We start from the raw sequence: 18,960 nt of genomic DNA, 5'->3' as shown, positions 1-18,960 counted from the left end.
CATTTGTTATGAATAGAAATTTTAAAAAATATACGCGCCATTCGTTTTTAGGCCTTGCTTTACTGCTTTTTAGTACCAGTTGTGATGATTTTCTGGAAGAGACCGACCAGTCTAATTTCACCCAGGATACTTATTTTACGCAACCCAAGCACGCCGAAAGTATTGTAAACGCCATTTACGCCGATTTACGGTCCACTACCGGCGGCGGCTTTAATGGCGCTCCCTGGATGATGCTGGAATTTGCTACCGGGCTCGCCAACACCGATTTAGGTCAGGCCCAGAACAGCATTAATATCCGGAACCTGGTAAACAATTCTGACAACTCCTACGGCGGTACCTACTGGACCAGCAGCTACAAGGGTATTGCCAATGCCAATCTGGCTATTAAAAATATACCCAGTATAACCATGGACGAAAGCCAGAAAAAGCGGCTACTGGGCGAGGCCCGATTTCTACGGGCTTATTACTATTATAACCTGGTGCGGATTTTTGGCCCTATTCCCTTAATTACCGAACCAGTAGATTTAAATTCGGAAGCGTTATACCCGTCGCGGGCGCCGGAACAAGAAGTATACAACTTAATTGTCGAAGATTTAACAGTGGCCGAATCAGCCGGGCTGCCGGTTACTGATAAATCCGGAAAAGCAACTACCGGAGCCGTAAAATCTTTACTATCCAGCGTGTACCTGACTATGGCCGGCTACCCTTTACAAAAAGGCACCGAATATTACCAGAAAGCCGCCGCTAAAGCCCAGGAGGTTATTTCGTCCAACGCCTATAGCTTGTTTGCTTCTTACAACGATTTGCACAACGAAGCCACCGAAAATACCGGCGAACACATTTTTATGGTGCAGTTTGCGCCTTTTCTGATATCGTCTAACTGGCAAACTTCCATTATACCCTATAACAAAGGTATTTCGGCTTACTCCGACGAAACCGGGGCCATTTACGCCAATACTGATTTTGTGCAGACCTACGAACCCAACGACAAACGAACCCGGGAAAAAGAGTTTTACTACACCGAGTATACCCTGAGCAGCGATAGAAATAGTAGTATTAATTTAGGCGGGCATTTTATTTACAAGCATTTCGACCCGAAAGCCCAGCTGGAAACGACCAACAGTGGCTTAAACTGGATGTTAATGCGGTATGCCGAAGTCTTGTTAATTTATGCCGAAGCGGCCAATGAAGCAGCCGGGCCAACTGCCGAAGCTTACGAAGCGGTTAATTTAATTAGAAGAAGAGCTGAACTGCCGGAGCTGCAAGGATTAAGCAAGGAACTATTCCGGGAGGCCATCTGGCGCGAAAAATGGCATGAGCTGAGTTACGAAAATAAAACCTGGTTCGATATGGTGCGTTTGCGCAAAGCCTTCAATGTAAAAACCAAAACTTTCGACGATTACGTAGGGCACCAGTTCTCCTACGGACCGGTATTAAAAGATCGGGAATTGTTATTTCCATTACCAACTGCCGAAGTCCGGAACAATAAAAACCTGGGTCAGAACACCGGTTATTAAATTTTAAGCTTATATTAAAGGTTTCATTACCGCACTTATCCGATAAGAAACTAGCGCGTTTACGTTTCTTATCGGATAATTAATGAAGAAGCACGGGCCAGGACAGGTCAGGATAGTTAGTTTTATATAACCCGATACCTTTATACAAAGCAGCTTGCTCCCGCAACTGCCACCCACAACGTCATTTTTTAAATTTTTACAATATAAGATCGTCGATGAAAAGTAGTAAGCGAGGAAATTTACCGGTTGGCCTCACTAGTTTAGGACTAGTAATCATAGCTTTTTTAACGCTGCAATTTACCCAGTCAACTTCCAATCCCTTAAAACTCAGCAAAGGTTCGCACCTTATTCTGGTGGGCAACAACCTGGGTTCCCGCATGTTGAACTTTGGGCATTTTGAAACAGAAATGCAGTTGCGCTACCCCGATAACCAGCTGTATATCCGGAATATGTGCGACGGGGGCAATACGCCCGGCTTTCGGCCGCACTCTGGCCGGGTATCGCCCTGGGCTTTCCCCGGGGCCGAAAAGTTTCAAACGGAATTAGCTAATTATTCTGACAGCCAAGGCCACTACGAAACCCCCGATGAATGGATTACGCGCCACAAAGCCGATATTATAATTGCCTTTTTTGGTTATAACGAATCCTTCGAAGGTAAACCAGGTTTAGAAAATTACAAAGCCGAGCTGGACGCTTTTGTAAAACATACTTTAAAGCAAAAGTACAATGGCAAAACCGCGCCGCAACTAGCCTTAGTTTCTCCCATTGCCTTCGAAGATCTTTCGGGTAAATACGATTTGCCCAACGGGAAAAAAGAAAACGCCAACCTAAGCCTGTATACCGAGGCAATGAAAGAAGTAGCCGCCAAAAATAAAGTACTTTTCGTAAATGCTTTTACTCCTACTAAAGGCTGGTACGATGCCACTGAAGAGTTTTTAACCATCGACGGTTCGCAACTGACCGATAATGGGTACGCCCGATTTTCTAAATTATTAGCCGACCAGGTTTTTGGTAAAACGCCCGTTAAAAATGAAAAAAACCGGGCTTTAGTACACGCGGCCGTTCAGGAGAAAAACTGGATGTGGCACAACGATCTTAAAATCCCGAATGGCGTGCACGTGTACGGTCGTCGCTACAATCCTTTCGGACCCGATAATTACCCCGCTGAATTAAAGAAAATCCGCGAAATGACGGATATCCGGGATCAGGCTATTTGGCAAGCCGTAAAAGGCCAAAAAATGGACGTAGCCGCCGCTGACCAGAAAACTACCGTTTTGCCGCCTGTAACTACGAACTATAACCCGGAGAAAAACGGCAGCATGGAATACTTGTACGGGCAAGATGCTTTAAACAAGTTAAAAGTAGCGCCGGGTTACAAAATTGAAATGTTTGCGTCGGAGAAAGAGTTTACCGATTTAGCCAACCCTTGCCAGATCACCTTCGATAACAAAGGCCGGCTGTGGGTGGCCACCATGCCTACGTACCCGCATTATAAGCCCGGCGACGCGAAACCCAACGATAAAATTATTATTCTGGAAGATACCAATAACGATGGCAAAGCCGATAAACAAACGGTTTTTGCCGATGGCTTGCATTTGCCGGTTGGTTTTGAGCTGGCTCCGGAAGGAGTTTATATTTCGCAGGGTACTAATTTTATGCTGTTCCGGGATACCAACGGCGACGATAAAGCCGATACCCGGGAAATCTTGTTAAGCGGTTTTGATGACCACGATACGCACCACGCCCACCATACCTATACGCTCGATCCTTCCGGCGCCATTTACATGGGCGAAGGCGTTTTCCTGCACACCAACGTCGAAACGTCGTATGGACCGGTGCGGGCGACCAACGGCGGTTTTTACCGTTATAATCCGCAGCGCCGGCAACTGGAACGTACCGCTCAACTCGCAATTCCCAATCCCTGGGGGATTGCTTTCGATGATTGGGGCCAAAATTTCTTTGCCGAAACTTCCAGCCCCGATGTGCGCTGGATGATGCCCGGCAGCGTGAAACCACGTTACGGGGTGTCTACCCACAAATCCAAGCAGTTAATAGAAGACAAGCACCGGGTGCGGCCTACCTCCGGCCTAGAGTTTATATCGAGCCGCCACTTTCCGGATGATGCGCAGGGCGATATTATTATCAATAATACCATCGGCTTTTTAGGCACGAAGCAACACTCCTTAAAAGACGACGGAACCGGCTACATTAGCCAGCATCGGCAAGATCTATTGGTATCCGAAGACCGCAATTTCCGGCCCGTAGATATGGAGTTTGCCCCGGACGGTTCTTTGTACATAGCCGATTGGCACAACATCTTAATCGGGCACATGCAGCACAATGCCCGCGACCCGTTGCGCGACCACGTACACGGCCGCATTTACCGCATTACCTATCCGGGTCGTCCATTGGTGCAACCAGCCAAAGTAGCGGGAGCCAGCATTAGCGAGCTGTTCGAAAATTTAAAATTACCGGAATACCGCACCCGCTACCGTACCCGCCGGGAACTTCGCGGTCGGCCAACGGCTGAGGTTCTGTCGCAACTGAATACCTGGACCGCCAAACTGGATAAAAACGATCCGAAATACGAACACCACTTACTCGAAGGCTTATGGGTAAGCTGGGGCATGAATAAAGTAGATCAGAATTTATTAAAGCAATTGCTGCAGGCCAAAGATTATCATGTGCGGGCAGCGGCTACGCGCGTGGTGCGTTACACCGGTCATCAGGTACCGGAACAAGCCGATTTATTAATGCAGGCGGCCCGCGACGAACATGGACGGGTGCGCCTGGAAGCAATTGTGGCGGCATCGTGGCTCGATAAAGAAAAAGGCTTGCCTATTCTGGCGGAAGCCGCTAAAAAGCCTCTGGATGACTGGATGATACACGCCCACGAAACAGCGGTGGCTCATTTAAACGGTAAATCAGTAGAAGAGAAAAAAGAAGCTGCTATTACAACGGATTTAAAAGGCAAGGAACGCGAGTTATTTGTGCAAGGCAAAGCCATTTATGCCCGGGAAGGATATTGCATTACGTGTCATCAGCCCGATGGTAATGGTCTTTCGGCTTCCGGCTTTCCGCCGCTGGCTGGCACCAAATGGGTAACCGGCAACGAAGAACGCTTAATTAAAGTAGTGTTAAATGGCATGCAAGGTCCTATTAACGTACTGGGCCAGAATTACGGCGGGCAAGTACCCATGACTCCTTTTGGCGGGATGCTGAAGGACGAAGAAGTAGCGGCGGTGCTTACTTACGTGCGCAACTCTTTTGGTAATAAAGCACCCGCTATTTCTCCGGACAAAGTGAAAGTAGTACGAGCCTCCACCAAAGCCAAAACGGGTTTCTATTCTCCGGATGATCTGCTGAAACAATATCCGCTGGAAAACGGCGCGCAGTAAGCATTGGTTATTCGTTGCTCGTTGTTCGACTGGTAAAAAAACTATCCGTAAACGAGTGCTTCAGTTAAATTAGCTAGCGCTACTGTTAAGCGAAGCAGCTCGAGGCTTTAATGTATAAAGAAGAGTCTCTGCCTTCCGGCAGTTACAAGCTCTCTTTATATGAGAGTATTAATTATGCTTTGCTAAATCTAACCCAAAATTAAAATTAAAACAGCACTAATTTAAACTTGGGGCCTAAACAAAAAAGTTTAATGATGCTGTTTTTACGCAGGAAGTTATTTAGCTACGTGAATAATTTCCTGCGGAATAACCTCTATAGATAAAGTGATTTACTTCTAGTTCATGTAATCTTTTTACGTTTACATAATATTAAATTTGACAAAGTACTTCCTGCAAAATATACTGTACCACTTACTAGCGGTTTATGAAAAATTTAAAAAAAATGCATTACCTGTTTCTTTTTCTCAGCATTCTGTTGCAATCGGTCTTTGTGGCTTGTGCCCAAAGTAAAAGTAGCGCCAAAAAGCCTTTAATCGTGTTTGTAACCGGCGACCACGAGTACAGCGGCGAATTAACCATGCCGGCTATTGCCACCGAACTGGAAAAAAATTACGGGTTCCGGACCAAAGTACTCAAAGCTTCGCCGGATCATAACTCCGAAGAAAACATTCCGGGCTTAGAAGCTTTGAAAGACGCCGACGTAGCCGTGTTTTTTTTACGCTGGCGCCGTTTACCCGCCGACCAGGTTAAGCACATTGAGGCTTATTTAAAATCCGGTAAACCCGTAATTGGTTTCCGGACTACCACGCACGCGTTTAACTACCCGGCCGGTCACGAACTCGAAAAATGGAATGCTTTTGGCGAAATGGTGTTTAATGCACCTCCGGGCTGGGGCGGTAAGGCCAAACACACGCACTACGGACACGAATCCAGCACCGATGTCAGTATAATTCCCGAAGCCGCTAAAAATCCGATTCTCACCGGTGTCAGCAATAACTTTCACGCCCGCTCCTGGTTATACCGTGTACTGCCCGATTATCCTGCCAAGGGCTCCACGTTGTTATTAATGGGCCATGCGGTTAACCCGGATAAAGAAGCACAAGATAACCCGGTAGCCTGGACCGGCACCAATTCTTTCGGCGGAAAATTTTTTATGACCACCTTGGGCCACCCGGAAGATTTTGACTTAGAGCCGGTGCAACGGTTGGTAATTAATGGCGTTCATTGGGCTGCTGGTAAGCCCGTACCTAAAAAATGGGCCGGCAAAATCGCCATTAATGCGCCTTACCACGGCATACAAGCCAGTAAATAAGTAAATTTTTAAATTTTTGCCTTGTAATTGTTTGTAGGTAATTGCTCGTGAAGCAATAGCAACTGGAGTATCAGCTAATTTTAAGAAATTTCGTTTACCTTCATTTTACCCCGGTATTTATTTAATTATTACCAGTAATACTGCTCTTTCTAAATGAACAAAATTGGATTTAATGTGCTCGCCTGGTCGGCCGTTGTGTCGGATGAAATTTTGCCAGTTATCGACCGATTAAAAGAAACCGGCTATGATAGCGTCGAGTTTTACGTAGGCTCGCCGGATGCCGCGGCTTATAAGCAGGTGGGGGAGCATTGCCGCAACCTGGGTTTAGCAGTAAGTACGGTATCCACGGTGGGTAAAGCTGAAAACCCCATTAGCGACTCGGCGGAGACGCGGGCTAAGGCGCTGGATCGCCTGAAATGGGTGATTGACCGAAGCCATGATTTAGGAGCTAAAATTTTATGTGGCCCGTTGCATTCGGCACACGCGGTATTTGCTTTGCACGCTCCCGAAGATGCCGAATACGGCTGGAGTGCCGAAGTATTACATGCAGCCGGAGAGTACGCTGCTCCGGCGGGTGTAACCTTTGGCTTAGAAGCTTTAAACCGGTTTGAGTGTTATTTATGTAATACCATGGAGCAGCTTACCCGGTTACTGCAGCAAGTAAATCATCCGAACGTTCGGGCCATGTTTGATACGCACCACGCCAACATCGAAGAAAAAAAGTTTACCCAGGCTATTCAAACCATTGCGCCTTATCTGGTGCACGTGCATATCAGCGAAAACGACCGCGGCACGCCCGGCGATGGCCACATTAACTTCGACGAAGCTTTTGCGGCTTTAGCCGGCATAAACTACCAGGGTTTACTCACCATCGAGGCTTTTTCCCGCAACGATCCGGACTTTGCCAATTCTATTGGCGTATGGCGCGAGTTTTCCAAACCCTGGGATATTGCCGAAAAAGGTTTAACGTTTATTCAGCAAATGTGTCAGAGGCACGGGTTGCATCGGTAAACTTAATAGTTAGGTTGAATTCGACTAAATTCTCTTTATCATAACAACGGCTCTACTATAGCGCAGATTTACTTTCGTGCCTAATACGCCTTACGATTTATAAAGTAAATTCTCGTTCGCATAGCAGCGGCTTTTGCTTTGATTGCTAATTGGAGTTGTTTTATGGCTGAAGTAATTGTTCTTTTTGTCTTGACACAAAAAGAATCAAAAAAACGCAAGACGCTAAAAACTCGCTGAACAACAGAACAGTTTAGCGTCATTCTTTGCACCGAGCTAATGCTATCTGTTGCATAGCAGGCAGGGAAAATTTTAAAAATTGTCATTAAAACCATCTACGGTGTCATTCAGGAGGAACCTATTTCGCTACGCAGTAGAAAAGTTTTAAATAGTAATAGCCCTCTTTAGTACCTCCACGATACTTTTAAGCAAAAAGTCCCCCTTTGGAAAGGGTAGGGGGAGAATAAGTTGCATCGAAGAATCCACTAAAAAAGAAAAAGCCACTTTACTTGAAAGTGGCTACCTGATTACTGATTTTTTAAAATTTTACCTTTCCGCAATCTGCAAAAGTATCACAACTTAAAAATGTTATCCATTAAAGTCCATTTTTCGCCTGCTTTTGCCCCCGGAACGGGTTTTTGAAACTGCCAGACAAAGTTTTCCCAATCCTGTACTTGGGGATTAGCAGCATCCATCGCTGCTTTTCGTTCGAAACTGAAATTATCATCCGTATCCATAATCATGAACAGACGGGTACCAAAACGGTAGATTTCCATGTTGGTGATGCCGGCTTCCAGGATGCTTTGTTTTATTTCCGGCCGAAAGTTTTCGGGTTTATGCCAATGCTCGTATTGCGCAACCAGCTCAGGGTTATCGTGCAGGTCAAGGGCTAAACAATATCTTTTCAAAACGTATCTTTTATTTTTAAGGCAATAAATAAGGTCTGAGTCTTAAATTTTTAAATTTTTGGCCAATCTTTACCAAATTTTGGCGGGTTGCTGGTACTATAATTAAAAATATTGCTGGGCAACGGTGGGGCTAACTCTTAGTAAGAAACTTAAAAAAAACAGCGTGTACGTTTTTATCTGGTTCATCTGTTACATTTAATTTTATTGAAATTAACGTTTAGCTACTTTTGAGCAATAGGTAGTTTATTCCATTTCAATTACTGCTTTTACTACTCCGGTAGCCGGATCAAGCCAGCTTTCAAACTCGCTTTTCACTTGGTTAAATAATACACGGTGCGTAATGTACTTGGTGGGGTCTACTGAACCATTTTTCACGGCTGCCACTACTTGTTCAAAATCCTGGCGGGTAGCATTGCGGCTGCTCATTAAAGTAGCTTCGCGTTTATGAAATTCCGGATGGCTGAATACAATATCTCCTTTTTGCAGACCAATAAGCACGTATCGGGCTCCGTGCGCCAGGTACTGAAAAGCATTGTTTATGGCTTTCTGATTACCGGTGGCATCTATTACTACCGTAGGCATATCGCCGTTGGTTATTTGGGCGAGTTGTTCGGTTACGTTAGCGGACAGGGCGTTTACCGTATAAGGGATTTGCAGCTTATCCCGGCAAAATTGCAGCCGTTCTTCGTTTATATCCAGAGCAATAACATTTCCGCCGGCCAGGCGGGCAAATTCCATCGTCCCCAACCCAATGGGCCCAGCACCTATTACCAATACCAGTTCGGTAGGTTGTACGGCGGCTCGCCGCACTCCATGCGCTCCCACGGCCAGAGGTTCTATTAAAGCCAGTTCATCAAAACTTAAGCCCTCGCCGTGAATGAGCGAGGAAGAAGGTACCGATAAATACTCCACCATGCCTCCGTGCGCGTGTACGCCGCATACTTTCATAGAAGTGCAGCAATTAGGCTTGCCGTTGCGGCAGGCAATGCAGATGCCACAGTTAAAATACGGAATAAAGGTAACAGCTTCTCCTACTCTAAACCCTTCCGCGGCATCGGTTTCTACCAGTTCACCGGCCAGCTCGTGCCCTAAAATCCGGGGGTATTCAAAATACGGCTGGGTTCCTTCGTAAGCATGCAAATCGGTACCGCAAATACCAATACGTTTTATTTTAATAATAGCGTTTCCTTGGGTTAATAATGGCTTTACTCCCTGGCTGTATTCAAACCGACCGGGAGAAGTACACACAAGTGTTTTCATATTCTGTTTAACTTTTAAGGCTTGCTCAATTCTGTTTGCCTTTCTCTGTTTTTACTAATTGGTAGTTTGCTTATTCTTCGGGCCAAAAAGTATAATCCGTTCGAACAAGCTTTTATGCTTTCATGGCTCGCCAGAACCCGGCTGGTACCAGGGCATTGGATCATAGGTACATTTTCTTTCGTCCGTTTGGAGCTAGTGGTATTTAGGGCAATGCTAACTACGCCCGGGGCGTTCAGTCCAAACTGAACGCAGGCCGCCGCGGGCAGTATATTAAACACCTGGCACAAAACAAAAAAGCGTCGCGCCATTTAAAGATAACTTTATTTTCTTCGGTAGCCGGTTTAACCTGATTTACAATCAAAATACTCCGTGTTAATTAAAAAGCCTGCATAAAACTACCGGTGAATTAATTCTTTGCCCTTGTTACGTCTATAATTTTTACATAAAAAGCAATTAAATTGGGTGGGTTATTTTTAATAGTCATACTGTTGGCAATTATTACCAGGCTAACGGGCTTTTTTTTAAATTTAGAATCAGGATAGGGTTAATATTAAGCGCAAAACTCCACCAGCAGAACAAAGAAGTAATCAGGATAATTGCCAAGCGGTTGTTTTATAATATAAATGCTGATAAGTAAAAGAAAGCAAAAAGTGAATAAGACGATAAAAGCTCTTTAAACTACGCTTGGCTAAGATCAAAGAAAAAGTAATCAGCAAAGAATTGCGCGGCATTTCTTAACGTAGTATTAAGCTATTTTAACCACTGGAGCGGAGCTGTTGATTTTTTTAGGCATATTTAAAACCTATGAAACCGCAATTACTCAAAGTGTCTCCTGGTCCGGCGTATTCTTTTAGTGTGCGCCAAGACAAGGTGCCCTACATTAACAACTGCTGGCACTACCACGCCGAGGTAGAGCTCATTCATTTTCATAAAGGCAGCGGTACCCAGTTTGTGGGCGATAATATCAAGCGGTTTAAAGCCAACGACATTGTTCTGGTGGGCGCCAACCTGCCCCATTACTGGCGCTACGATGACGTGTATTTTCAGGAGCAAACGCCCACGAGTGCCTTCTCCACGGTGGTGCACTTTGGCGAGCACTTCTGGGGCGAGGTTTTCTTAAACTTGCCCGAGAATCTGCCCTTGAAGATGGTGTTGGAGAAGGCCAAACGTGGCATTCTGATAACGGGGCAAGCGGTGGAGCAAGTGGGCAAATTGATTCAGCGAATCTTGCTGGCCGAAGGTCCGGTGCGCATCATGGGCTTAATGGAGTGCTTGCTGGTAATTGCCGAAACCCAGGAGTTTACGCTACTTTCTTCGATGGGTTTTCAGGGAAGCTTGTCGGAGTTAGAGAGTGAGCGGATTAATGCCATTTACGATTATACCTTTAAGCATTTCAAGGGCAAGATTTACTTAGAAGAAGTAGCCGGAATAGCGGGTCTGGCACCAAACTCGTTTTGTCGTTATTTTAAAACCAAAACCGGGAAAACATACTCGCAGTTTCTGTTGGAGTTGCGGGTAGGCTACGCCTGTAAGTTATTAATCGAGGACCGCTACAGTGTAAAGCATTTATGTTATGAAAGTGGGTTTAACAACTTTACCTGTTTTCATAAGAACTTCAAGCTCATTACCGGCAGTACGCCCCAGAGCTACCAGAAACAACACCGACTGGGCAAAGTTTAATCTGATTCTTGATGAATGCGTAATAAAAAGAATTTACGTTAGAAGCCAGCCAGAACATTATACTGGTTCGCGGCGGCAAAATTTTAAATAAAAGTACTTGGTAAAAAATAAGAAATTGGAGGAGTAGGCAAGCAGTTTTTTAAATTTGTATGCCCGATTTTTAAATTTTTAAACTTAAGCAGGATTCGGGAATTTGCCCTAAAAAATGTAAAGAAGATTTATTTTAATAACCTAGAATAACGCGCTACAAGAAAAATGGAACATCGTACATTAGGTAAAACGGGTTTAGAGGTATCGGTTCTGGGCTTTGGCGCATCGCCTTTAGGTAACGTGTTTGATGTAGCCGACGAAAAAGAAGGTGTAAGAGCCGTGCATTACGCCATTGCCAACGGCATTAATTTTTTTGATGTTTCTCCTTTTTATGGTTTAACACTGGCCGAGGAACGGTTAGGTAGAGCCTTAGCCGGAAAACGCCAAGAGATTTTGCTGGCCACTAAATGCGGTCGCTATGGTTTACAGGATTTTAATTTTTCGTATAACCGGATTCTGAAAAGCATTGATGAATCGCTGGCAAGGTTAAAAACTGATTACGTAGATGTTTTGCAGCTCCACGATATTGAGTTTGTAGATAAGCAGCAGCTATTGCAAGAAGCCATCCCGGCCGTTCAAAAAATTAAAAAAATGGGCAAAGCCCGCTTTATAGGTATTACGGGTTTACCAGTGCGTTACCTCGCCGAAATTGCCCGGCAAGTGGAACTGGATACGATGCTTTCGTGGGCGCATTACAACTTGCTTGCCGATGAAATTAACGACGAACTAGTGCCGCTGTCTCAAGAGAAAGGCTTTGGTTTAATGAATGCAGCGCCTTTAATGCAACGAATTCTTTCGGATGCGCCTTTGCCCGATTGGCACCGCTCGCCGCAGGCTGTCAAAGACGTGCAACCCAAACTCCTACAATTGTGCGCAAGCTATGGCGTAAATCTAAGTGATGTAGCTATTAAATACGCCGTTGATCATCTGGCTATTGCTACTACTATCGTGGGCATGTCGGAAACAAGGCAGGTACAGCAAAATCTAAAGGCCTTAGATTTACAAATACCGGCCGACTTGCTAGAAAAAATTTTAAAAATGGTAGCTCCGGTTAAAAACCAGATGTGGTATGAAGGCCGACCAGAAAATAATATTCCTAAAAAATAAACGAATGAACCGCTTATGAAAGCTTTATTTTTAATGGAACCCGGGAAAACCGAAGTACGGACAGTAGAGCCTATGATACCCAATCCTGACGAAGTTTTGTTACGCATCGGCATGGTAGGTTTTTGCGGCGGCGATTTAAATGGCTTCCGGGGCTTATTTGAATTGCAGGAATATCCCAATATTCTGGGTCACGAAGTGGGCGCTACCATTGAACAAGTGGGTAGCGCGGTGCCAGCGGAGTTTAAGCCCGGCATGCGGGTAACGGTCTACCCGTATTTAAACTGCGGCACTTGCATATCCTGCCGGAAAGGCCGCCCGAATGCCTGTCAGGATAATAAAACCATGGGCGTGCGCCGGCCCGGCGCCATGACCGACTACATCAGCATTCATTGGAAAAATTTATTCGCTTCCGATAAATTATCGCTCCGGGAACTGGCTCTGGTGGAACCGCTCACGGTAGGCTTTCACGCGGCGGCTCGGGGTCGGGTTTCTGAAAAAGATACAGTGGCCGTAATTGGTTGCGGCATTGTGGGCCTGGGAGCATTAGCCGCCTCCGTGAACCGCGGCGCCAGAGTAATTGCCATTGATATCGCCGATTCTAAAATGGAAATTGCCCAAAAGATTGGCGTGGCGCACACCATTAACACCACCAAAGTAGACCTGCACCAAGCTTTAGCCGATATTACCGATGGCGACGGGCCGGATGTTATTATTGAAGCCGTGGGCAGTCCGCAAACGTACCGGGCCGCGGTAGAAGAAGTAGCCTACACCGGCCGAGTAGTTTGCATCGGTTACGCTAAAAAGCCCGTCGAATTTAACACGGGCATTTTTGTACGTAAAGAAATTGAAATTTTGGGTTCCCGTAATTGCCTCGGCGAATTTCCGGAAGTAATCAGCTACCTGGAATCTGGCAAATTTCCGGTAGATGCGGTTATTTCAAAAGTAGTAACAATCGACGAGGCTGGTGCTGCCTTGGCGGCCTGGTCGGATAATCCGGGCCCTATTACTAAAATAATGGTAGATTTTGAAAGGTAAAAACACCCGTATTTTGATTGGAGATACGAGACTAAGTTTCTAGAGTGGACTACCAGAAGCAAAAATTAAAATAAACTAGTTCCAACTCGCTCTAACTAAAAATACATGATAAAATCTTGTGTAACCATTGCCTTGGTGCCCCAGATAAAAACTGGTCCTTGGATTTATTGGGAAAATCTGGAAACCAGTATAACTAAAGCTGCTCAGTTGGGGTTTGAAGGAATTGAGCTTTTTACGGCTTCTGCGGATGCTATAGATCCAGCCACATTAACTACTTTGTTGGAGCAATCCGGACTTAAATTAGCAGCCGTGGGTACGGGAGCGGGTAAAGTTATTCAAGGCTTCACTTTAACTGATCCTGATCCGGCTATCCGGCAACAAGCCACTACTTTTATCGCGGATATGATTGCTTTTGGTGCCCAGTTTCAGGCTCTTGCCATTATCGGCTCGATGCAAGGCAACATAGTAGCCGGAGTGGAGCGCGAGCAGGCGATGGAGTGGCTGGCAGAAGGATTAAATTTTCTGGGCGAAGCAGCGGTAGCCCGAGAAGTTCCCTTAATTTACGAGCCTTTGAACCGCTACGAGACGAATTTACTGAATAGCTTGAGCGATGGTGCCGAATTTTTAAATTCTTTGAAAACCCGGAACGTAAAATTATTAGCCGATTTGTTTCACATGAACATCGAGGAAAGTTCTTTAACGGAAAGCATCCGGCAGAACGAATCTTCTATTGGCCACATTCACTTTGCCGATAGTAACCGTCGACCAGTTGGCTTGGGGCATACAGCAGTTGCCGAAATTGCTAAAACTTTGCAAGAAATAAATTACAACGGGTATGTATCCGCCGAAGCTTTGCCCTGGCCTAATCCGGACGAAGCAGCCCAGCAAACTATAAAGGCATTCCACAAATTTTTTAAAAATTAGTAAGGTATTCAAGCCCACCCCAAATTATGCAGCGATTTTGCTTTGCTTTAGACTTAGTAGATGATCCGGAATTAATCCAGGAGTACGAAAACTATCACAGCCCCGGCAACGATTGGCCCGAAGTAACCCAAAATGACCGGGATGCCGGCATTACTAATCTACAAATATACCGGACCGGTACCCGCATGTTTATGATTATGGACACCGACGATGATTTTACCTTCGAGAAAAAGGCCGCGTTAGATGCTACAGTGCCTAAAGTGCAGGACTGGGAACAACTCATGTGGAAATACCAAGTGCCCTTGCCCTGGGCCAAAGCAGGCGATAAGTGGATTTTAATGGATCAGATTTTTCAGTCTGGGGCGAAAAAGACGGAGTAAATTTAAAAATTTAGCGTCTTCAAAATTACTGTGATTACGGATAAAGTTAACAGCACGACACAACTTGGGAAAGTAAAGGATCCTCTTTTCTTAATTGGACTAGGAACTTTGTTGGTAAATGATTTCTATGCTAAATACGAGTTTGCAAATGAAATAACTGGTAAGCTTTCTGATATTGCCGGCCTTTTTATTTTTCCGTATTTCTTCTCTGCACTACTTCCCCGCTTTAACCTATTAATATACCTTCTAACAGGAATTCTGTTCACCTTCTGGAAATTACCTGTTTCTCAACCACTTTTTAATTTTTGGAATAATATCGGAATTGAATTTTATCGGACAATTGATTATTCTGACCTTTTAACGCTTATTATACTTCCTCTTTCTTTTAATTATTTTAACTCTAAAATTTATAAAGGAATAAACCAGCAAAGTATTACAGTTAACTTACTGGCATTTATTTCAGTTTTTTCATTTTGTGCCACTACTTTACCTAAGAAGGGCGTAAACATTCAGGCTGACGTAGATCAAGCATTTGTATTGGAGTTTAATAAAGAAGAATTGTTCAATCGGATGAACCCCACATTTAGCAGCGACACATTATCAAAAAGCTTACATGATTCGCTCTTCTACTTGCATTTTTACATACCTGAATTTCGGGCAGATATTAGAGCACTTTCCAGTATTCTGGAAAGCCAATCTGGTCGAACGACTATAAAGCTTGATAGCATAGTTGCATGTAGCGTAACTGGAGCTTTGTTCTTTGGGTTCGACCAAGAAAATATAGATAAGTTGGAGATGCTAAAACCAAAAGATATTGAAAACTACTTTGAAAAAGATTTTGTGGAAAAACTTAAAAAGAACCCCAAAAACAATAGTTTATACTACAGTAATAAAGAAGTTTATGACGATTACATGAAAGATAGGTAATGCTACTGGTTATCAAATTTCAGAACAAAATAAAAAAGCTGGTTAAACCACCTGTTTCCAGATAAGTTTTAACCAGCTCGGGTAAATTTTTAAAAATTTATCTACACAGTAGCTTCCGCGTGGTGGCGGAGTTGCTCGATGGCGGCAATCATAATCTCGTTATCAATCTCGTGTACTTCTACGCCATGGCCTATTTTAGCCAACAGCATAATGGTTAACTGACCACCCAAGTGTTCGCGGAATTCCTGTAAACCGCGCAGTAAACTTTGCGGGTGCGTATCGTCTTCCAGGTGCGAAAGCATTTCGGGGGCAAATAACTCAAAACCAACGCCGGTAATTACTTCCAGAATTTGTTTTAGTTCTTCCTCGGTAAGCATGCCTTTTAAATAGGAGTACGTGGAATCCAAAGCAATACCCATGGCTACCGCTTCGCCGTGGCGAATGCGGTAATTGCTGAGCTGCTCCATTTTGTGCGCCGACCAGTGCCCAAAATCCAAAGGCCGCGAAGAACCTTTCTCGAAGGGGTCGCCGCTGGCAATGTGCTGCACGTGCATTTCGGCGCACCGGTGAATGAGGTACTGCATGGCGGCCATATCGCGTTCGGCCAGTTTCTGCGTGTTTTCCTGCAAAAATTTAAAAAAATCGGCATCCTTAATGAGCGCTACCTTAATGGCTTCGGCAATACCGGCCCGCCATTCGCGGTGCGTTAAGGTACGCAGAAAATGGAAGTCGTTGATTACGGCAAAGGGGGGCGTAAAGGTGCCCAGAAAATTCTTTTTACCGTAGGCGTTAATGCTGTTTTTTACACCCACGCCCGAATCGTCTTGCGATAAAACGGTAGTAGGAATGCGAATGTGGCGGATACCCCGGTGCGCTATCCCACAAGCATACCCCACCATATCTAACAAAGCGCCGCCGCCAATGGCCAGTACGTACGAATGCCGGTCGATGCCTTTTTCGTTAATCACATCAATCACCTGATCCACGTACGCGGGGTCATTTTTGCATTGTTCGCCTCCCGGAATAATCAAAGAATCAGCGGCAAGTTGTAAAGTATCGGCATAATGCGTGGTATATTTTTGATATCGGCGGTTAAAGCCGGCAGCGCTTCGGCTACGTGATGGTCTACCACAAAAAAAACTTTCCGGGTTCCTTCGCCGCCGCTGGCTATTACATCGCGTAATAAAGAATTCCGGATAGAAAATAAGTTTTCGGTAAAGTGTACGGTATAATGATACGTTACCTGAAATGTCTGCTGGATCGGGTATATCTGCATGAATAAGATTTAAAAAATTGCCGCTTTTATCACGGCCTATTATTGTACAGATAACAAAATTAAAAATAAAAAAGTGGTTTTGTACGAAACGTTTTTTAATTATAATTTAATCTGTTAACAAGCGGTACCTGACTTATGGGCTAGGTAACCGCAAATTGTTTGGCCATAAACCGCGATACCGGAAAAAGCAATAATACTGCCAGCCCGTACAACCAACCCGCAAAACCCGCCGCCAGGGTGGCATCCATGATAATTAAAGATAATACCCCGGCTTTTACCGCCAAGCGTATTTCTTGGGGTTGCAAGGTTTTTACGGCTTTTAACAAAGGCAGCAATATCAAGTAAGCAAAAAGCAAAGCAAAAGGCAAGGCGGTTAGTAAAGAAAAATGGGGTAGAAATGAGAGAGCACCAATACTTAAAAATACCAGCACGTATAAGGCCACGGCAGCCTGTAAAATAGGCCGGCTGCCGCCGTGTACTTCGCCGCGGCTAATAACCGTAATGTTGGCAATGTACACAATCGGGATAAAGGCCAGGTACCAATAATGCTCCAGGCTGGAAGTAACGGCACTCATACCCAGAAGTAAATTGCCACCCCGGCAAGCGCCCATGTTAATCGGCCCGAGAAACCCCTGGTGTTTCCCCCAGGCATCGTACAATAAGGCTAAGCCCGCCACCACTGCGGCAATAACACCGCTGGTGGTAGATACCACAAATGCTGCTCCAATACCCAGTAACAGTAATAAAGCACCTAAAGTAGCAGCACTGGCCTTGGTGGCGGCACCGCTAGGAATGGGTCGTTCCGGGCGCTCTACTTTATCTAACTCCGCATCAAATACATCGTTAAATACCACGCCGCCACCGTATAAACCAATGGTAGATAAAACCAGCCAGCCTAAGTCCGAAGCGAGCGGGTGGTACAAAGAGCCGTAAGCCGAACCAACTTCTTGCTGAATCAAGCGTACGGCGCCGGCCGCGGCAAAACCCGCCATAATATCGGCAATGGCCGTAACAATGTTAGCCGGGCGCATAAGCACCAGATGCGCAAAAATGCGGTTCATAAGCAAGCGTTAAGTTTAGCGGATGATATTAGAAGTAGGGGTGTTAGCTTCATCAATGCGGGGCGTTTGGCCACCGCGTAAAATAGAACTGCCCGAAAATTTCTGACTTTGATCAATAGGTTGGGCTTCGAGCCAGTCGCTTTCCGGCATTTGTCCGCTTTGGCCAAAGGCAGCTAAGGCGTTACCGTAACTTACCAACTGCACCTGCTCTTCGGGTATCCCACGTTCCAGCATTAAGGCTACGGTTTTAGGCACGGCCAACGGATCGCTGATGCCCCAGTCGGCAGCCGAGTTAATCATGACTCTTTCGGGGCCGTATTGTTTTACAATTTCTACCATGCGCTCGTTGCCCATTTTGGTATGCGGATAAATGGTAAACGCGGCCCAAAAGCCCCGGTCCAGCACGTCCTTCACGGTTTCTTCGTTGTTATGATCCACGATTACCATGCCGGGGTCTAGGCCGTGTTCCAGGGCTACTTCCATGCTGCGCAGGGTGCCTTTTTTCTTGTCGCGGTGCGGCGTATGGATTTGTACCGGCAGGTTTACTTCTTTGGCTATTTCGAGCTGTAAGCGGTAGTATTTATCTTCGGCAGCGGTTTGGTCGTCGTAGCCAATTTCGCCCACGCCTACTACGCCTTCTTTGGCTACGTACAAGGGCAGCAGTTCCATTACCTGTTCGGCTAAAGCTTCGTTATTCGCTTCTTTAGAATTTAAACCAATGGTGCAGTAATGTTTAATACCAAACTGACTCGACCGGAAACGCTCGAAACCAATCAGGTGGCTGTAATAATCTTTAAAGGTGCCGGCTTCGGTGCGCGGTTGTCCCATCCAGAAAGCAGGTTCAATAAGCGCGACAATACCGGCCCGGCGCATGGCTTCATAATCGTCAGTGGTCCGGGAAGTCATGTGTACGTGGGGGTCAATCAACGGGAAAGGACTGGTAGTATTCATTTTATTTCGTTTATAAAGATGATGAATGAGTATAAGTAGTTGGTCGTTTTAGTTGTTGGTTATGCGGATAATAAAACCTGAATTATCAATTATTTTATCTCGCGTCGTTACTTAAATCTATTTTAT

At 45.2% G+C, this 18,960-nt stretch carries 15 protein-coding genes; 10 read left to right on the top strand and 5 right to left on the bottom strand.

The window, feature by feature from the left end:
• Window positions 1-8 precede the first annotated feature (8 nt).
• The 4 genes from AHMF7616_RS18780 (at window position 9) to AHMF7616_RS18765 (ending at window position 7,238) form a co-directional block, all read left to right on the top strand.
• The gene (locus AHMF7616_RS18780; protein WP_115374279.1) at window positions 9-1,517 is read left to right on the top strand and encodes a RagB/SusD family nutrient uptake outer membrane protein; all 1,509 of its coding nucleotides are present in this window, start codon (window positions 9-11) and stop codon (window positions 1,515-1,517) included.
• A gap of 215 nt (window positions 1,518-1,732) precedes the next feature.
• Complete coding sequence (locus tag AHMF7616_RS18775; protein WP_115374278.1) at window positions 1,733-4,915, top strand: PVC-type heme-binding CxxCH protein; 3,183 nt, start codon at window positions 1,733-1,735, stop codon at window positions 4,913-4,915.
• Window positions 4,916-5,339: 424 nt separating this feature from the next.
• Complete coding sequence (locus tag AHMF7616_RS18770) at window positions 5,340-6,227, top strand: ThuA domain-containing protein (RefSeq protein WP_233507645.1); 888 nt, start codon at window positions 5,340-5,342, stop codon at window positions 6,225-6,227.
• A gap of 153 nt (window positions 6,228-6,380) precedes the next feature.
• Window positions 6,381-7,238 carry a sugar phosphate isomerase/epimerase family protein gene (locus tag AHMF7616_RS18765; protein WP_115374277.1) on the top strand — a complete coding sequence of 286 codons (858 nt, stop codon included), beginning with the start codon at window positions 6,381-6,383 and terminating at the stop codon, window positions 7,236-7,238.
• 569 nt (window positions 7,239-7,807) lie between these two features.
• On the opposite strand, the gene AHMF7616_RS18760 is transcribed toward AHMF7616_RS18765, so the two are convergent.
• The gene (locus AHMF7616_RS18760; protein ID WP_115374276.1) at window positions 7,808-8,143 is read right to left on the bottom strand and encodes an L-rhamnose mutarotase; all 336 of its coding nucleotides are present in this window, start codon (window positions 8,141-8,143) and stop codon (window positions 7,808-7,810) included.
• Window positions 8,144-8,386: 243 nt separating this feature from the next.
• The gene (locus AHMF7616_RS18755) at window positions 8,387-9,403 is read right to left on the bottom strand and encodes a zinc-binding alcohol dehydrogenase family protein (protein ID WP_115374275.1); all 1,017 of its coding nucleotides are present in this window, start codon (window positions 9,401-9,403) and stop codon (window positions 8,387-8,389) included.
• Window positions 9,404-10,207: 804 nt separating this feature from the next.
• Here AHMF7616_RS18755 and AHMF7616_RS18750 point away from each other — a divergent pair.
• The 6 genes from AHMF7616_RS18750 to AHMF7616_RS18725 all read left to right on the top strand — a co-directional run bounded on the left by AHMF7616_RS18750 (window position 10,208) and on the right by AHMF7616_RS18725 (window position 15,546).
• Complete coding sequence (locus AHMF7616_RS18750; RefSeq protein ID WP_115374274.1) at window positions 10,208-11,083, top strand: AraC family transcriptional regulator; 876 nt, start codon at window positions 10,208-10,210, stop codon at window positions 11,081-11,083.
• Between the two features lie 255 nt (window positions 11,084-11,338).
• Complete coding sequence (locus AHMF7616_RS18745; RefSeq protein WP_115374273.1) at window positions 11,339-12,280, top strand: aldo/keto reductase; 942 nt, start codon at window positions 11,339-11,341, stop codon at window positions 12,278-12,280.
• 15 nt (window positions 12,281-12,295) lie between these two features.
• Window positions 12,296-13,315 carry a zinc-binding alcohol dehydrogenase family protein gene (locus tag AHMF7616_RS18740; RefSeq protein WP_115374272.1) on the top strand — a complete coding sequence of 340 codons (1,020 nt, stop codon included), beginning with the start codon at window positions 12,296-12,298 and terminating at the stop codon, window positions 13,313-13,315.
• Window positions 13,316-13,420: 105 nt separating this feature from the next.
• Window positions 13,421-14,239, top strand: a complete 819-nt coding sequence (locus AHMF7616_RS18735; RefSeq protein ID WP_115374271.1) for a sugar phosphate isomerase/epimerase family protein — start codon at window positions 13,421-13,423, stop codon at window positions 14,237-14,239.
• A gap of 26 nt (window positions 14,240-14,265) precedes the next feature.
• Window positions 14,266-14,619 (top strand): L-rhamnose mutarotase, encoded by a 354-nt coding sequence (locus tag AHMF7616_RS18730; protein ID WP_115374270.1) that lies wholly within the window; start codon window positions 14,266-14,268, stop codon window positions 14,617-14,619.
• Between the two features lie 30 nt (window positions 14,620-14,649).
• Complete coding sequence (locus AHMF7616_RS18725; RefSeq protein ID WP_115374269.1) at window positions 14,650-15,546, top strand: hypothetical protein; 897 nt, start codon at window positions 14,650-14,652, stop codon at window positions 15,544-15,546.
• A gap of 101 nt (window positions 15,547-15,647) precedes the next feature.
• On the opposite strand, the gene AHMF7616_RS18720 is transcribed toward AHMF7616_RS18725, so the two are convergent.
• From AHMF7616_RS18720 to AHMF7616_RS18710, 3 genes are all read right to left on the bottom strand, one after another.
• Entirely contained in the window at window positions 15,648-16,730 is a 1,083-nt protein-coding gene (locus tag AHMF7616_RS18720) for a 3-dehydroquinate synthase (RefSeq protein ID WP_394335786.1), read from the bottom strand.
• 232 nt (window positions 16,731-16,962) lie between these two features.
• On the bottom strand, window positions 16,963-17,883 hold the full coding sequence (eboC, locus tag AHMF7616_RS18715) for a UbiA-like protein EboC (protein WP_115374268.1): 921 nt from the start codon (window positions 17,881-17,883) through the stop codon (window positions 16,963-16,965).
• 15 nt (window positions 17,884-17,898) lie between these two features.
• Window positions 17,899-18,834, bottom strand: coding sequence for a TatD family hydrolase (locus AHMF7616_RS18710; protein ID WP_115374267.1), 936 nt, complete (start codon window positions 18,832-18,834; stop codon window positions 17,899-17,901).
• Window positions 18,835-18,960 lie beyond the last annotated feature (126 nt).

Source organism: Adhaeribacter pallidiroseus, assembly GCF_003340495.1.
GTDB lineage: Bacteria > Bacteroidota > Bacteroidia > Cytophagales > Hymenobacteraceae > Adhaeribacter > Adhaeribacter pallidiroseus.
The sequence above is the reverse complement of the archived record's forward strand: the minus strand, read 5'-3'. Positions and strand labels throughout refer to the sequence as shown.

Excerpts from the sequence above, each read along its gene's own strand:
- AHMF7616_RS18780 (WP_115374279.1), top strand. The coding sequence starts at position 9 with ATGAATAGAAATTTTAAAAAATATACGCGCCATTCGTTTTTAGGCCTT.
- AHMF7616_RS18775 (WP_115374278.1), top strand. The coding sequence starts at position 1,733 with ATGAAAAGTAGTAAGCGAGGAAATTTACCGGTTGGCCTCACTAGTTTA.
- AHMF7616_RS18770 (WP_233507645.1), top strand. The coding sequence starts at position 5,340 with ATGAAAAATTTAAAAAAAATGCATTACCTGTTTCTTTTTCTCAGCATT.
- AHMF7616_RS18765 (WP_115374277.1), top strand. The coding sequence starts at position 6,381 with ATGAACAAAATTGGATTTAATGTGCTCGCCTGGTCGGCCGTTGTGTCG.
- AHMF7616_RS18755 (WP_115374275.1), bottom strand. The coding sequence starts at position 9,403 with ATGAAAACACTTGTGTGTACTTCTCCCGGTCGGTTTGAATACAGCCAG.
- AHMF7616_RS18750 (WP_115374274.1), top strand. The coding sequence starts at position 10,208 with ATGAAACCGCAATTACTCAAAGTGTCTCCTGGTCCGGCGTATTCTTTT.
- AHMF7616_RS18745 (WP_115374273.1), top strand. The coding sequence starts at position 11,339 with ATGGAACATCGTACATTAGGTAAAACGGGTTTAGAGGTATCGGTTCTG.
- AHMF7616_RS18740 (WP_115374272.1), top strand. The coding sequence starts at position 12,296 with ATGAAAGCTTTATTTTTAATGGAACCCGGGAAAACCGAAGTACGGACA.
- AHMF7616_RS18735 (WP_115374271.1), top strand. The coding sequence starts at position 13,421 with ATGATAAAATCTTGTGTAACCATTGCCTTGGTGCCCCAGATAAAAACT.
- AHMF7616_RS18730 (WP_115374270.1), top strand. The coding sequence starts at position 14,266 with ATGCAGCGATTTTGCTTTGCTTTAGACTTAGTAGATGATCCGGAATTA.
- eboC (WP_115374268.1), bottom strand. The coding sequence starts at position 17,883 with ATGAACCGCATTTTTGCGCATCTGGTGCTTATGCGCCCGGCTAACATT.
- AHMF7616_RS18710 (WP_115374267.1), bottom strand. The coding sequence starts at position 18,834 with ATGAATACTACCAGTCCTTTCCCGTTGATTGACCCCCACGTACACATG.